Origin of the sequence: Achromobacter veterisilvae (assembly GCF_037619525.1) — a bacterium.
Taxonomy (GTDB): Bacteria; Pseudomonadota; Gammaproteobacteria; order Burkholderiales; family Burkholderiaceae_B; genus Achromobacter; species Achromobacter veterisilvae.
In genome coordinates this window covers 5,443,475-5,456,140 of record NZ_CP148753.1, presented here as the reverse complement: position 1 = coordinate 5,456,140, position 12,666 = coordinate 5,443,475, and the positions used below count along the sequence as shown (strand labels likewise).

10 protein-coding genes are annotated in these 12,666 nt (G+C 67.0%); 4 read left to right on the top strand and 6 right to left on the bottom strand.

Features of this window, described 5'->3' with window-relative positions; genetic code table 11:
* Positions 1–23: 23 nt before the first annotated feature.
* From WHX56_RS25305 to WHX56_RS25280, 6 genes are read right to left on the bottom strand one after another with little or no spacing between them, the layout of a single operon-like run.
* Complete coding sequence (locus tag WHX56_RS25305; RefSeq protein WP_287752782.1) at positions 24–977, bottom strand: GDP-L-fucose synthase family protein; 954 nt, start codon at positions 975–977, stop codon at positions 24–26.
* Positions 978–983: 6 nt separating this feature from the next.
* Positions 984–2,093 (bottom strand): GDP-mannose 4,6-dehydratase, encoded by a 1,110-nt coding sequence (gene gmd, locus WHX56_RS25300; RefSeq protein ID WP_129239794.1) that lies wholly within the window; start codon positions 2,091–2,093, stop codon positions 984–986.
* Between the two features lie 10 nt (positions 2,094–2,103).
* Positions 2,104–2,466, bottom strand: coding sequence for a VanZ family protein (locus WHX56_RS25295; RefSeq protein WP_422393673.1), 363 nt, complete (start codon positions 2,464–2,466; stop codon positions 2,104–2,106).
* Between the two features lie 25 nt (positions 2,467–2,491).
* Complete coding sequence (locus WHX56_RS25290; RefSeq protein ID WP_129239795.1) at positions 2,492–3,922, bottom strand: mannose-1-phosphate guanylyltransferase/mannose-6-phosphate isomerase; 1,431 nt, start codon at positions 3,920–3,922, stop codon at positions 2,492–2,494.
* A gap of 5 nt (positions 3,923–3,927) precedes the next feature.
* On the bottom strand, positions 3,928–4,440 hold the full coding sequence (locus WHX56_RS25285; protein ID WP_422393621.1) for a GDP-mannose mannosyl hydrolase: 513 nt from the start codon (positions 4,438–4,440) through the stop codon (positions 3,928–3,930).
* The gene (locus WHX56_RS25280) at positions 4,430–5,839 is read right to left on the bottom strand and encodes an undecaprenyl-phosphate glucose phosphotransferase (RefSeq protein ID WP_129239796.1); all 1,410 of its coding nucleotides are present in this window, start codon (positions 5,837–5,839) and stop codon (positions 4,430–4,432) included. Before WHX56_RS25280 ends, WHX56_RS25285 begins: the two co-directional genes overlap by 11 nt.
* 247 nt (positions 5,840–6,086) lie before the next feature.
* Between WHX56_RS25280 and WHX56_RS25275 the strand changes: the two genes are divergently transcribed.
* The 4 genes from WHX56_RS25275 to pgi all read left to right on the top strand — a co-directional run bounded on the left by WHX56_RS25275 (position 6,087) and on the right by pgi (position 12,652).
* Positions 6,087–7,223, top strand: a complete 1,137-nt coding sequence (locus tag WHX56_RS25275) for a polysaccharide biosynthesis/export family protein (RefSeq protein WP_129239797.1) — start codon at positions 6,087–6,089, stop codon at positions 7,221–7,223.
* A gap of 61 nt (positions 7,224–7,284) precedes the next feature.
* A complete protein-coding gene (locus WHX56_RS25270; protein WP_129239798.1) occupies positions 7,285–9,546 on the top strand; it encodes a GNVR domain-containing protein in 2,262 nt (753 codons plus the stop codon).
* A gap of 21 nt (positions 9,547–9,567) precedes the next feature.
* Positions 9,568–10,971: a phosphomannomutase/phosphoglucomutase gene (locus tag WHX56_RS25265; RefSeq protein WP_129239799.1), complete on the top strand. Its 1,404-nt coding sequence runs from the start codon at positions 9,568–9,570 to the stop codon at positions 10,969–10,971.
* 13 nt (positions 10,972–10,984) lie between these two features.
* Entirely contained in the window at positions 10,985–12,652 is a 1,668-nt protein-coding gene (gene pgi / locus WHX56_RS25260) for a glucose-6-phosphate isomerase (protein WP_338879318.1), read from the top strand.
* The last annotated feature ends 14 nt before the right edge of the window (positions 12,653–12,666 follow it).

Sequence of the window (12,666 nt, the reverse complement as noted above, 5' to 3'; positions counted from 1 at the left end):
GCTAGGGCCTGTTGGCGCGGCCGTCAGGCCACGGGCAGCGCATGCTGGGTGCGCTCGCGCAGAAAGTGTCCGTAGGCCAGCGTGATGCCGTGCGTCAGCGAGATCTCCGGCCGCCATCCCAGCGCCCGCACCCGGGCCGAGTCCATCAGCTTGCGCGGCGTGCCGTCGGGCTTGCCGGTGTCATAGACGATGTTGCCGGTGTAGCCCACGACGCGCGCCACCAGCCTGGCCAGCTCGGCGATCGAAATGTCCTGGCCGGCGCCGATGTTGTAGATGCCTTCGGCCTCGGGATGCTCCATCAGCATGACGCAGGCCTGGGCCAGATCGTCCACGTACAGGAACTCGCGCAGCGGCGCCCCGGTGCCCCAGATGGTCACGCTGTCCTGGCCCGATTCGAGCCCTTCATGGAACTTGCGGATAAGCGCGGGCAGCACGTGGCTGCTGTGCAGGTCGTAGTTGTCGCGCGGGCCGTAGAGGTTGGTCGGCATGGCGCAGATGAAGCGCGCCCCGTACTGGCGCTGGTATGCCTCGCACAGTTTCAGGCCGGCGATCTTGGCGATGGCGTAGGGTTCGTTGGTGGATTCCAGGGGCCCGGTCAGCAGCGCGTCTTCGCGGATCGGCTGGGGGGCTTCCCGGGGGTAGATGCACGACGACCCCAGGAACAGCAGCTTGCGCACCCCCGCCGCGTAGGCGGCGCGGATGACGTTGCACTGGATCATGAGATTCTTGTAGAGGAAATCCACCGGATGCGTCTGGTTGGCCAGGATGCCGCCCACCTTGGCGGCGGCCAGGTACACCACGTCGACCGGCGTGGTCGAGAAAAAGCGGTGCACCTGGTTCTGGTTCTCCAGGTCCAGCTCCTCGCGACTGCGGGTCACTACGTTGGCATAGCCGCGGCGATGCAGTTCGCGGACGATCGCGGCGCCCACCATGCCGCGATGGCCGGCGACGAAGACGCGCTGCTCCAGGTTCGTCATGGCCGACTACTCCTTGTAGGCATAGATTTCATAGCCGTTCTGCTCGACCAGCGCATCGCGCCGCGCGTCCCGCAGATCGCTTTCGATCATTTCCTTGACCAGTTCCGCGAACGTGGTGCGCGGCGACCAGCCGAGCTTCTCGCGCGCCTTGGTCGGGTCGCCCAGCAGGGTCTCCACTTCCGTGGGCCGGAAGTAGCGCGGGTCGACCCGCACGATGACCTGGCCGGGCTTGACGTCGTGCACCGGCGAGAACAGCACGGTCGCGGTCTCGTCCAGGCCTTCGCCCTCCCAGGCCAGCAGGATGCCCAGCTCGCGCGCGGCGGTGTTGATGAATTCGCGGACGCTGTATTGCATGCCGGTCGCGATGACGTAATCCTCGGGGGTGTCCTGCTGCAGCATCAGCCACTGCATTTCGACGTAGTCCCGGGCGTGGCCCCAGTCGCGCAGCGCCGACAGGTTGCCCAGGTACAGGCACTCCTGCAGCCCCAGCACGATGCGCGCCAGGCCGCGGGTGATCTTGCGGGTGACGAACGTCTCGCCGCGCTTGGGCGATTCATGGTTGAACAGGATGCCGTTGCAGGCGTACATGCCATACGCCTCGCGGTAGTTCACGCTGATCCAGTAGGCGTACAGCTTGGCCGCGGCGTACGGGCTGCGCGGATAGAACGGGGTCGTCTCCTTCTGCGGAGTTTCCTGCACCAGGCCGTAGAGCTCGGACGTCGAGGCCTGGTAGAAGCGGGCCTTGTTCTCCAGCTTCAGGATGCGGATCGCTTCCAGCAGGCGCAGCGTGCCCAGGCCGTCGGCATTGGCCGTGTACTCGGGCTCCTCGAACGACACGCCGACGTGGCTCTGCGCGGCCAGGTTGTAGATCTCGTCGGGCTGCACCGACTGCACGATGCGGATCAGGCTGCAGGAGTCGGTCATGTCGCCGTGATGCAGCACGAAATTGCGGGGCTGATCGTGGGGATCCTGGTACAGGTGGTCGATGCGGGCCGTGTTGAACAGCGAAGCGCGCCGCTTGATGCCGTGGACCTCATAGCCCTTGGCAAGCAGGAACTCCGCCAGGTAGGACCCGTCTTGGCCGGTTACGCCGGTAATCAGTGCCCGTTTTGGCATGGTTGTATCCTTAAGACTTAGTAACTGCACGAAAGGAGCCGAAGGCTGCGGTACCAATGTGCAATGAGATTACTGTTGCACCAGCCGCAGAGATATCGGCCAAAAGGTCTAAGAAATCAGCCTGTCGATAGGGAAAAAAGGACTGGATTGATTCATCCAGCGCACCCAGCGCCGAGACCGCCAGCAGGGCCGTCAGCCCGGGGCGCCGGTTGACCGAGAGATAAATGAGCCCGGTCAGGAAGGCGTAGGCCGCAAGGTGCAGGCGCTTGTCCCCGAAGGCGTCGGACATGTCGGACGCCAGCCCGGGCAGATTGCCCACCGTCACCAGCGCGAGGAAGAACAGCCCGGCGGCCGGCAGGCAGATCCGGGCCATGCCGGGGCGCCAAAAAGGAATACGGTCATACCCTTCCATACATGTCCTGGAATCGAACGATGTCGTCTTCGCCGAGATAGGCTCCCGACTGCACCTCGATGATCTCCAGCGGGATCTTCCCGGGGTTTTCCAGGCTGTGGATTTCGCCCAGCGGGATGTAGGTCGACTGGTTCTCGGTCAACAGGTACTGCTTGTCGCCGTTGTAGATGCGCGCCGTTCCCGACACCACGATCCAGTGTTCCGCCCGGTGGTGGTGCATCTGCGAAGACAGGCGCGCGCCGGGTTTCACCGTGATGCGCTTGACCTGGTAGCGCGGCCCCTGGCCGACCGAGTCGTAGGATCCCCAGGGCCGCTGGACCTCGCGGTGGTGGTTGAGTTCCGAGCGGTGCTGGGTCTTGAAGATCTCGACCAGGCGCTTGACGTCCTGCGAGCGCGACTTGTGGGCCACCAGGACGGCGTCGGCCGTTTCGATGACGACGATGTCGTCCAGCCCCACCGAGGCGACCAGCCTGCTGGTGGAGTGGATCAGGCAGTTGCGCGAATCCTCCACCATGACGTCGCCCGTGGTGGAGTTGCCCTCCACCGTCTTCTGGGCGATGCCCCAGACCGCGTCCCAGGCGCCCACGTCGCTCCACGATGCCGCCAGCGGGATGACGACGGCGCTGTCCGTGCGCTCCATGATGGCGTAGTCCATCGAATCGCTGGGGCAGTCCTCGAAGGACGGGCCGTCCAGGTGGAAGAGCGCGTTTTCGCCATGCCCGGCGGCCACGGCCGCCTGCACCTGTTCCAGGATCCTGGGGGCCAGCCTGGCCATTTCCGACAGGAAGACCGAGGCCTGGAAGGCGAACATGCCGCTGTTCCAGTAGTAGCCGCCGTCCTCGATGAAACGTTGGGCGACTTCGGGCGACGGCTTTTCGACGAAGCGGCGCACGCGGCGCGCGGGCTCCATGGCGCCGGGCTCGTCGGCCTGGATGTAGCCGTAGCCGCTGAGCGGAGCGGTCGGCTTGATGCCGAAGGTCACCAGCGCGCCCTGCCGCGCGGCCTGGTAGGCCTCGGCGAAGGCGGCGCGCAGGACGTCGCCGTCCTCCAGCACGTGGTCCGACGGCATGATGAGCATGACCGGGTCTTCGCCGTCGCGCATCGCGCGCAGGGTGGCGGCGGCGATCGCCGGCGCCGTGTTGCGCGCGTAGGGTTCCAGGATCACCTCGACGTCCTTGATGCCCAGCTCCAGCGCCTGCTCGGCCGCGATGTAGCGGTGCGCGTCGTTGCACACCAGCGTGGGCCTGGCCTCGGCGCCGGCCGAGCCCAGGCGCCGCAGCGTGTTCTGCAGCAGACTGCGGTCATCGGTCAAACGGATGAACTGCTTCGGCAGCAGTTCGCGCGAAAGCGGCCACAGGCGCGAGCCGGAGCCGCCGCAAAGAATGACGGCCCGGTACGGGGGAGGGGGATTGGTCATGGCGCTCACTCCTTGAAGTAGGCCTGGGTGTATGGATGCACGCCGGGGTCGGCGGCGATCGCCTCCGCGGGCTGCCAGCGGTAGCTGCGGTGCTGGGCCTGGGGCAGGCTGGAGATGTCCAACGGGATTTCCGCCTCGTAGGCGAGGACGACGTAATGGGTGGAGCGTCCGGCTTCGCCCGCGAAATTGGTGCCATAGAAGTGCTCGTACACGCCCCTCGGCTTCCAGGCCTGTTCGGGGACGGGCACGCCCAGCTCGTCGCGGGCGATGCGGCGCAGCGCGTCGCGCAGCGTTTCGTTCTTGCGGATGCGCCCGCCCGGCACGAACCAGGCGCCCTGGGCGGGCGGGTTCGCGCGCAGGCCGGTCAGATAGCGGCCGGCGGCGTCGCGCAGCAGCAGGTCGATGGACACCAGGGGCAGCATCTCGACCGCGCGGCGGAAGTCGGCGCCGGCCAGCATGCCGTTCTTGCGCGCGGCCGGCTCCGGGCGCGCGGGCCATCCCAACGGTTCAGTAGACATTGCGGCCCGTCCATCCCGATACCGCCGTGCGGGCGATGATCAGCAGGTCCATCCTGAACGTCCAGTTCTGGATGTAGTAAATGTCGTGCTCGACGCGGTCGCTCATCTTGCGCAGCGTGTCCGTCTGGCCCCGCAGGCCATTGACCTGCGCCCAGCCCGTGATGCCCGGCTTGACGCGGTGGCGCATCATGTAGCGCTGCACCAGGTCCTTGTAGAGTTCGTTGTGCTCCAGCGCGTGGGGCCTCGGGCCCACCACGGACATATCCCCCATCAGCACGTTGAGGAACTGGGGCAGTTCGTCCAGGCTGGTGCGGCGCAGGAATCCGCCGATCCGCGTGACGCGGGAATCGTTGCGCGTGGCCTGCGTCACCACGCCGTGTTCCTGGTGCATCGTCATGGTCCGGAACTTGTAGACGTGGAACACCTTGCCGTCCACGCCCAGGCGCGGCTGGGTGAAGAACACGGGGCCGCGCGACGTCGCCTTCACCAGCAGGGCCACGGTCAGCATCAAGGGAGAGAGGCCGATCAGCGCGCAGAAGGCAAAGCTGCGGTCGAAGACCTCCTTGGCCAGGCCCCGCACGCCGGCGGCCGGCAGGCTGTTCAACTGGATGGCGGGCAGGCCCAGGAATTCGCCGATCTGGTGCCCGAGCAACTGGATGGACATCACATCGGGGATCCAGCGGATGTCCACCAGGTCATTGCGCAGGTGGTACAGGACTTCGCGCAGCTCCTGGCCCGCCTCCATCGGAAGCACGATCCAGATTTCGCGGACGTTGTTCTCGTGCACGAAGCCGTGCAGGCCGTCCAGGTCGTGCAGCCGGCGCACCTGGGGCGGCAGGTTCTCGTGGGGCTCGGCGTAGATGCCCGCCACTTCATAGCCCGTGCCGCGGTAGCGCTCGACGCGGCGCCACAGGTCGTGGCCCAGCGCCCCGAAGCCCACCAGCAGCACGCGCTTGCGGTCCAGCCCGCGGTCGCGCGCCGCGCCCAGGGCCGCATAGACCGCGATGCGCACGCCGGCCAGCGTCAGCGCCGCCATGACGAACCACGTAGCCGCCCATATGCGGGATATCGCCGCGGTCTGGTGCATGAGAAAACTGATGCAGATGCCCAGCGCGAACACCGTGGCCCATGCCGCCAGGCTGCGCCCGACCAGGTCGGCCAGCCGCCGGCCGCGCCAGGACACGTACAGCCGGAAGGCGGGGAAGATGGCGATGACCCCGAGGCCGCACAGGTACACAAGGAACAGATGGATCTGGGGAGGATCCGCCAGAGCATCGTCCGAGAATTTCAATCCGGTGGCAGTCAGGCCGCAGGTAATGACGATCGCGGCGTCGAGCAAGCGATAGAGATAGCTTGCTCCGCTGAATCTTGCCGACGTGTCCGCTTGAGACGGGTCCATCGCGCACTCCTGTTCGTGGGGAGCCGCCTTGCCGTGCGCCGGGAAAAACCGTGCACCGCCGCAAAGCGTGGGGCTACCGACAAAATCTTATTGAGTGCCAAGCCCACCCGAAACCTCCAAACGATGTAGGAGAAGGCTTAGGGCATCCGTCGAATGTGCGGGGCCAGGAAAAGGGAGTGGAATGTCGCAACCCGTTACGCATCGGGCTCCTTTCCAAGCAACGAAGTCATTCACAAGTGGATTTGCCATGACTACTTTTTTCGGAACGTTGAGCCGAGCCATAGCCGCTATCGCGCTCGTGTCCTCGCTGGGCGCTTGCGCCCTGTCTCCCGGTATGACCTTTGACGCCAATCAGCTTGCAGACCCGCTGGATCCCAATTCGAAGGCCGTGATCAAGGAAATCACGCCCAGTCTGGTCCTCGACGACCAGCGCGCGCGCGAAGCGCTGCTGGACAACGCCGGCATCGACCGCCTTTATGGCAAGTCCGGACCCTACGTCATCGGCCCGGGAGACATCCTGTCGGTCGTGGTGTGGGACCACCCCGAGCTCGTCCTTCCGACGCAAACCTACGCCATTGGTTCTGGGGTAACCGAACTAGCCATCGGGGATACCGCTTCGGGCATTCCGGGCTATACGGTCTCATCCACTGGATATATCCAATTTCCCTATGCCGGACTGCTGAAAGTGGCGGGGTTGACGGAACTCCAGGCGCGCAATCTCATAGTGAACAGTTCAGGCAAGTACATCCAGGATCCGCAGATCACCGTGCGCGTTCTGGGATATCGCAGCAAGCGCGTCTACGTCGATGGCGAAGTGACGACGCCGGGCACGGTTGCGATCAACGATATTCCGATGACCCTGCTGGAAGCGATCAACAGGGCCGGCGGCATTTTGCCGACGGGCGACCGCAGCGCAGTGTACGTGATTCGCGAGGGGCGGCGTACCCGGGTGAACCTGCCCGCGCTGATCGAGCGCGGCCAGGACCTGAACCAGGTGCTGCTGAAGCCGGGCGACATCGTCAGGGTGACGCCGCGCGACGACAGCAAGGTATTCGTGATGGGCGAAGTCACCGTGCCCACCGCGGCAGTGATGCGCGACGGACGCATGTCGTTGACCGAGGCGCTGGGCTTGGCCGGAGGACCGAACCAGTTGACCGCCAATCCGTCGCAGGTGTTTGTCGTTCGCAGCACGGAGCAGGCGACGCCGCTGGTGTTCCACCTGAACGCCGGTTCGCCGCAGGCCCTTGCGGTGGCGGAGAAGTTTGAGTTGCAACCCAAAGACGTCGTGTTCGTGGATTCGGCCGGCCTGGTGCGGTGGAACCGCTTCATCAGCAACCTGTTCCCGAGCGCGCAAACGGTACAGACCGTGAAAGCCATTGACTAGTTTTTGATCCACGCCTTTGGGGACGCCGCGACCGCAGCGGCGTCTTCTCTTGGAGAGCTGCATGTCGTTGCCCATCGAATCGTTCGAGCCGTCCGTGCCGGCTCGCCAGCAGGAAACCCCGTTGTCGTCCCACGTGGACGCCATCTTCTCCAACCGGTGGATGATCATTGCGATCGCGCTGCTCGCTTTCCTGGGAGCGCTCGCCTACGTGATGGTCACCCCGAAGGTGTTCTCGGCCGACATCATCGTCCAGGTGGAGGAGGAGATGCCGCAGGGCCAGAGCCGCAGCCTGCTCGGGGACGTCTCGACCATGTTCGACACCAAGGCGGAGACCTCGGGCGAAATGGAGGTGCTGCGTTCGCGCATGGTCGTCGGTCCGGCCGTCGACAAGTTCCTGCTGTACATCCACGCCAAGCCGCGCTATTTCCCGGTGGTGGGCGAATGGCTCGCGCAGCGCTACGAAAGCATGCCCTATCCCACGAGCCTGCCGCGCGGCGGCTACGCGTGGGGCGGCGAGGCCATCGCGATCTCGCAGTTGGACGTGCCCAACGAATGGCTGGGCAAGCCCTTCCGCGTGACCACGCTGGGAGAGGGGCGCTTTACGCTGAGCGACAAGCTGACCGGCGCGACCTTCAACGGCACGGTCGGCAAGCCCGAGCACTTCCTGCTGCCGGGCGGCGGGGCCATGGACGTGCACATCGACGCGCTGACCGGGCGCCCCGGCACCGAGTTCGTCGTGTCGCGCAGTTCGCGCCTGGCCGCCATCGAGGACGTGCAGGCGCGCCTGGGAATTTTCGAGCGCGGCCGCACCTCGGGCGTGATCGGCGTCACGCTGGAAGGCAACGATCCCGCGCTGACCACCGCCGTGCTGAACCAGATCGGGCAGGAGTACGTGCAGCAGAACGTGAACCGCAAGTCGGCCCAGGCCGAGAAGTCGCTGGTTTTCCTCGAACAGCAGTTGCCCGTCCTCAAGGGCGAGCTGGACGCGGCCGAGACCAAGTACAACGCGCTGCGCAACAAGCGCGGCACCATCGACCTGAGCGAAGAGGCCAAGCTGATCCTCGCCCAGTCGGTGGACGCGCAGACCAAGGTGATGGAGCTGCGCTCCAAGCGGCAGGAAATGATCACGCGCTTCGCGCCCACCCATCCGAGCATCGTGGCCATCGACCGGCAGATCGCGGGCCTGACCGGCGACGTGAACCGCATCGGCAACAACATCCGGCAACTGCCCGACCTCGAGCAGGACGTGGTGCGCCTGGTGCGCGACGTGCGCGTCAATACCGAGCTCTACACGGCGCTGCTGAACAACGCCCAGCAACTGCGCCTGATCCGCGCCGGCAAGGTGGGCAACGTGCGCATCCTGGACGCCGCCGTGCAGCCCGACAAGCCCGTGCGCCCCAAGGCCGCCATCATCATCGGCGTGGCGACGGCGTTCGGCCTGATCTTCGGCATGCTGTGCGCCTTCGTGCGCAACGCCCTGTTCGGCGGCCTGTCCGAACCGGACGACGTCGAGCGCCATACCGGACTGCCGGTGCTGGCCGCCATCCCCTACAGCGACATGCAGGACAAGCTGTGGCGCCGCAGCCGGCGCAAGAACGCCACCGTGCCCGCGCTGCTGGCGCAGAGCCAGGGCAACGCGCCGCCCATCGAAAGCCTGCGCTCCTTCCGCAACGTGCTGCAGGCGTCGCTGCGCCAGTCGGCCAACAACATGGTCATGTTCACCGGCCCCGTGGCCGGGGTGGGCAAGTCCTTCCTGTCGGCCAACTTCGCCTTCATCCAGGGCGGCGTGGGCAAGCGCGTGCTGCTGATCGACGCCGACTTCCGCAAGGGGCAATTGAACCGCTATTTCGGCGTTCCCAAGGAGGACGGCCTGTTCGAGGTGCTGTCGGGCACGATCCCGCTCAGCCGGGTGCGCAAGCACAGCGTGTCCGAGGGCGTGGACTTCATCGCCACCGGCGCGGTCACCTTCGACCCCTCCGAGCTGCTGGCCTCGCCCGTGTTCGGCGAAACCCTGCGCGAACTCGCTTCCCAGTACGACATGGTGATCCTGGACACGGCGCCCGTGCTGTCGTCCCCGGACGCGGCCGTCGTCGGCACGCACGCCGCCGCGGTCATGGTGGTGGTGCGCTCCGGCATGAACACGGTGGGCGAGATCCGGGAAACGGCCAAGCGCCTGATCCAGGCGGGCGCGCCGGTCGACGGCGTGCTGTTCAACGGTCTCAAGCTCCTGCCGGAACGCTTCGGCTTCCGGTCCAAGTACGGCAGTTACCGCTACTCCCGTGCGGCGTATTACGGCGACTTCAAACAGAACGGCCCTAAGTAAACGCCACCCGGAGAAAATGGCATGCACGGAACATTTGGCTGGGACACCCCGCAAATTCTGGATGCGGTTTTCAAGGCTTATGACATACGCGGCACGGTGCCGGACGAGATCGACGCGCGTTTCGCGCACAGCCTGGGCATGGCGGCGGGCGCCCGGGCGCGGGAGCAGGGCGCGCGGTCGATGGTGGTGGGGCGCGACGGCAGGCTGAGCAGCGTGGAGCTGGCGGCCGCGCTGCAGGCCGGCCTGCGCTCGGCGGGCATGCACGTGATCGACATCGGCATGGCGACGACGCCGATGGTGTATTTCGCGGCCCGCCTGATGGACACGGGCTCGGGGATCGCGGTCACGGGCAGCCACAACCCGCCCGCGCACAACGGCTTCAAGATCGTGCTGGACGGCGCCTCGCTGTACGGCGAGGGCATCACCGCGCTGCGCGACGCGATGCGCCAGCCGATCGAGTCGGCCAGCGTGGCCGGCGGCCGCACGCAGATGCAGATCATGCCGTGCTACGCGGCGCGCCTGATGGGCGACATCCGCATGGCGCGCCCGATGAAGATCGCCATCGACTGCGGCAACGGCGTGGCGGGCGCGGTGGCGCCGCCGCTGTTCCGCGCGCTGGGCTGCGAAGTGACCGAGCTGTTCTGCGAGGTCGACGGCTCGTTCCCCGGCCATCATCCGGACCCCGCCGATCCGCAGAACCTGCAGGACCTGATCTATTGCCTGCGCTATTCCGACTGCGAGGTCGGCCTGGCGTTCGACGGCGACGGCGACCGGCTGGGCGTGGTGACGAAGTCCGGCCAGATCATCTGGCCCGACCGCCAGTTGATCCTGTTCGCGCGCGACGTGCTGTCGCGCAATCCGGGCGCCGAGATCCTCTACGACGTCAAATGCAGCCGCCATGTGGCGCGCGCGGTGACCGAGGCCGGCGGCAAGCCCACGATGTGCAGGACCGGGCATTCGCTGATCAAGGCCAGGATGCGCGAAACCGGCGCGCTGCTGGCCGGCGAGATGAGCGGCCATATTTTCTTCAAAGAGCGCTGGTACGGCTTCGACGACGGCATCTACGCCGCCGCGCGGCTGCTGGAGATACTGTCGGCCGCGCCGGACCCGTCCGCGCTGCTGGAGAATCTGCCGCAATCCTGCGCCACGCCTGAAATCAAGCTGGGAACCGCCGAGGGCGAGCAGTTCGATCTGGTGGAGGCGCTGCGCGCGCAGGGGGAATTCCCCGGCGCCGTCTCCGTCAGCAATCTGGACGGTGTCCGGGTGGACTATGCCGACGGCTTCGGCCTGGCGCGTCCGTCCAACACCACGCCGACGGTGGTATTGCGTTTCGAAGGGGACACCGTGGCCGCCCTGGCCCGTATCGAGGAGGACTTCCGCAACGCGTTCCGACGCATTGCCCCTCATGTTCGTTTACCGTTTTAAGGAGCATCACGCGATGGGAAAGGCCAAATATGCGATTGAGGCGTTGAGGGCGAATTCCGGGCTGGCGGACAGCCCGGAGTGGCTGGCGTTTGCGCAGGCCGCGCACTCCGCCGAGCTGGATGCCGGCGCGCTGAAGGTCATCGAGGCGGCGGGCTTGTGCGTGGACCTGACCATGCAGCGGCAGTCCCCGGCGCTGGACGCCGCGGCGCAGTCGCTGCTGCAGGCGCGCGGGCTGGCGGACGCGCGTCGCGCGCTGTTCGCGGGCGAGCCGGTCAACTGGACCGAAGGCAAGCCGGCCTGGCACACGGCGCTGCGCGCCGGGCGCACGCGCGAGCAGCCGGACGGGCAGGACGCGGATTCCGTCTGCGAGTATTCGCGCATGGCGGACTTCGTCCGCAAGCTGGACCAGGCCGCCGATTTCTCCACGGTGCTGCACATCGGCATCGGCGGCAGCGATTGGGGGCCGCGCCTGGCGATCCAGGCGTTCGGCGGGCCGTCGCAGCGCCGGCAGATCCGCTTCGTGTCCAATATCGACGGGCATGCCTTCCACGACGCCGTGGCGGGGCTGGACCCGCGCCGCTGCCTGGCGGTGGTGTCCTCCAAGTCCTTCACCACGGCCGAGACGCTGCACAACGCGCGCGCCGCCATCGCGTGGCTCAAGCACGGCGGCGTGGCCGACGTGTCGGAACACCTGGCGGCGGTCACCGCCAATGCGTCGGCCGCGCGCGCGCTGGGCGTGCCTTCCAGCCAGGTCTTCAAGATGTGCGACTGGGTGGGCGGGCGCTATTCGGTCTGGTCGGTGGCGGGCCTGTCCATCGCGCTGACGGTGGGCGCGGAGGTGCTGATCGGCATGCGGGCGGGCGCCGAAGCCATGGACCAGCATTTCCAGCAGGCGCCGTTCGCGTCGAACGCGCCGGTGCAGCTCGCGCTGGCGGGGCTGGTCAATTGCAGCGTGCTGGGGCACAACTCCCTGAACATCGCCGCCTACAGCGCGCGCCTGCTGCACCTGGTCACCTACCTGCAGCAACTGGAGATGGAATCGCTGGGCAAGCGGGTCGCGGGCGACGGCGCGGCGGTCGGCGTGCCGACCGCGCCGATCATCTGGGGCATGCCGGGCACCGATGGACAGCACACCTTTTTCCAGTGGCTGCACCAGAGCGAGGACGGCGCGCCGGTGGACTTCATCGCCAGCCTGCAGGGCCATGCCGACAGCCCGGACGCGCACCGCATGCTGCTGGCCAACTGCCTGGCGCAGCGCCAGGCCCTGCTGCGCGGCAAATGCCTGGAACAGGCGCTGATGGACGTCGCGCACATCGACGACCAGGAGCGCGCGCTGAGCCTGGCGCAGCACATGGTGCACCCGGGCGGGCGGCCGTCCTCCCTGATCGTGCTGCGCCAGTTGGATCCGCGCGGACTGGGCGCGCTGCTGGCCCTGTACGAGCACAAGGTGTTCGTGCAGAGCGTGGTGTGGGGCATCAATCCCTTCGACCAATGGGGCGTCGAGCTGGGCAAGCGCCTGGCCACCGGCATCGAGCGCGAACTGGCGGTGCCGGTGTCGGCCGGCCTGGTGGACTGGGGGCACGACGCGTCCACCTCGTACTGGATCGACCGCTACCGCAGCCACGCGCAGGCGCCGCGTCCGCGCCATGCCTGGGTGCCGGGCGTGGCCGCGCACCTGTGACGGCGGAGGCCAGC

Excerpts from the sequence above, each read along its gene's own strand:
- WHX56_RS25305 (WP_287752782.1), bottom strand. The coding sequence starts at position 977 with ATGACGAACCTGGAGCAGCGCGTCTTCGTCGCCGGCCATCGCGGCATG.
- gmd (WP_129239794.1), bottom strand. The coding sequence starts at position 2,093 with ATGCCAAAACGGGCACTGATTACCGGCGTAACCGGCCAAGACGGGTCC.
- WHX56_RS25295 (WP_422393673.1), bottom strand. The coding sequence starts at position 2,466 with ATGGCCCGGATCTGCCTGCCGGCCGCCGGGCTGTTCTTCCTCGCGCTG.
- WHX56_RS25290 (WP_129239795.1), bottom strand. The coding sequence starts at position 3,922 with ATGACCAATCCCCCTCCCCCGTACCGGGCCGTCATTCTTTGCGGCGGC.
- WHX56_RS25285 (WP_422393621.1), bottom strand. The coding sequence starts at position 4,440 with ATGTCTACTGAACCGTTGGGATGGCCCGCGCGCCCGGAGCCGGCCGCG.
- WHX56_RS25280 (WP_129239796.1), bottom strand. The coding sequence starts at position 5,839 with ATGGACCCGTCTCAAGCGGACACGTCGGCAAGATTCAGCGGAGCAAGC.
- WHX56_RS25275 (WP_129239797.1), top strand. The coding sequence starts at position 6,087 with ATGACTACTTTTTTCGGAACGTTGAGCCGAGCCATAGCCGCTATCGCG.
- WHX56_RS25270 (WP_129239798.1), top strand. The coding sequence starts at position 7,285 with ATGTCGTTGCCCATCGAATCGTTCGAGCCGTCCGTGCCGGCTCGCCAG.
- WHX56_RS25265 (WP_129239799.1), top strand. The coding sequence starts at position 9,568 with ATGCACGGAACATTTGGCTGGGACACCCCGCAAATTCTGGATGCGGTT.
- pgi (WP_338879318.1), top strand. The coding sequence starts at position 10,985 with ATGGGAAAGGCCAAATATGCGATTGAGGCGTTGAGGGCGAATTCCGGG.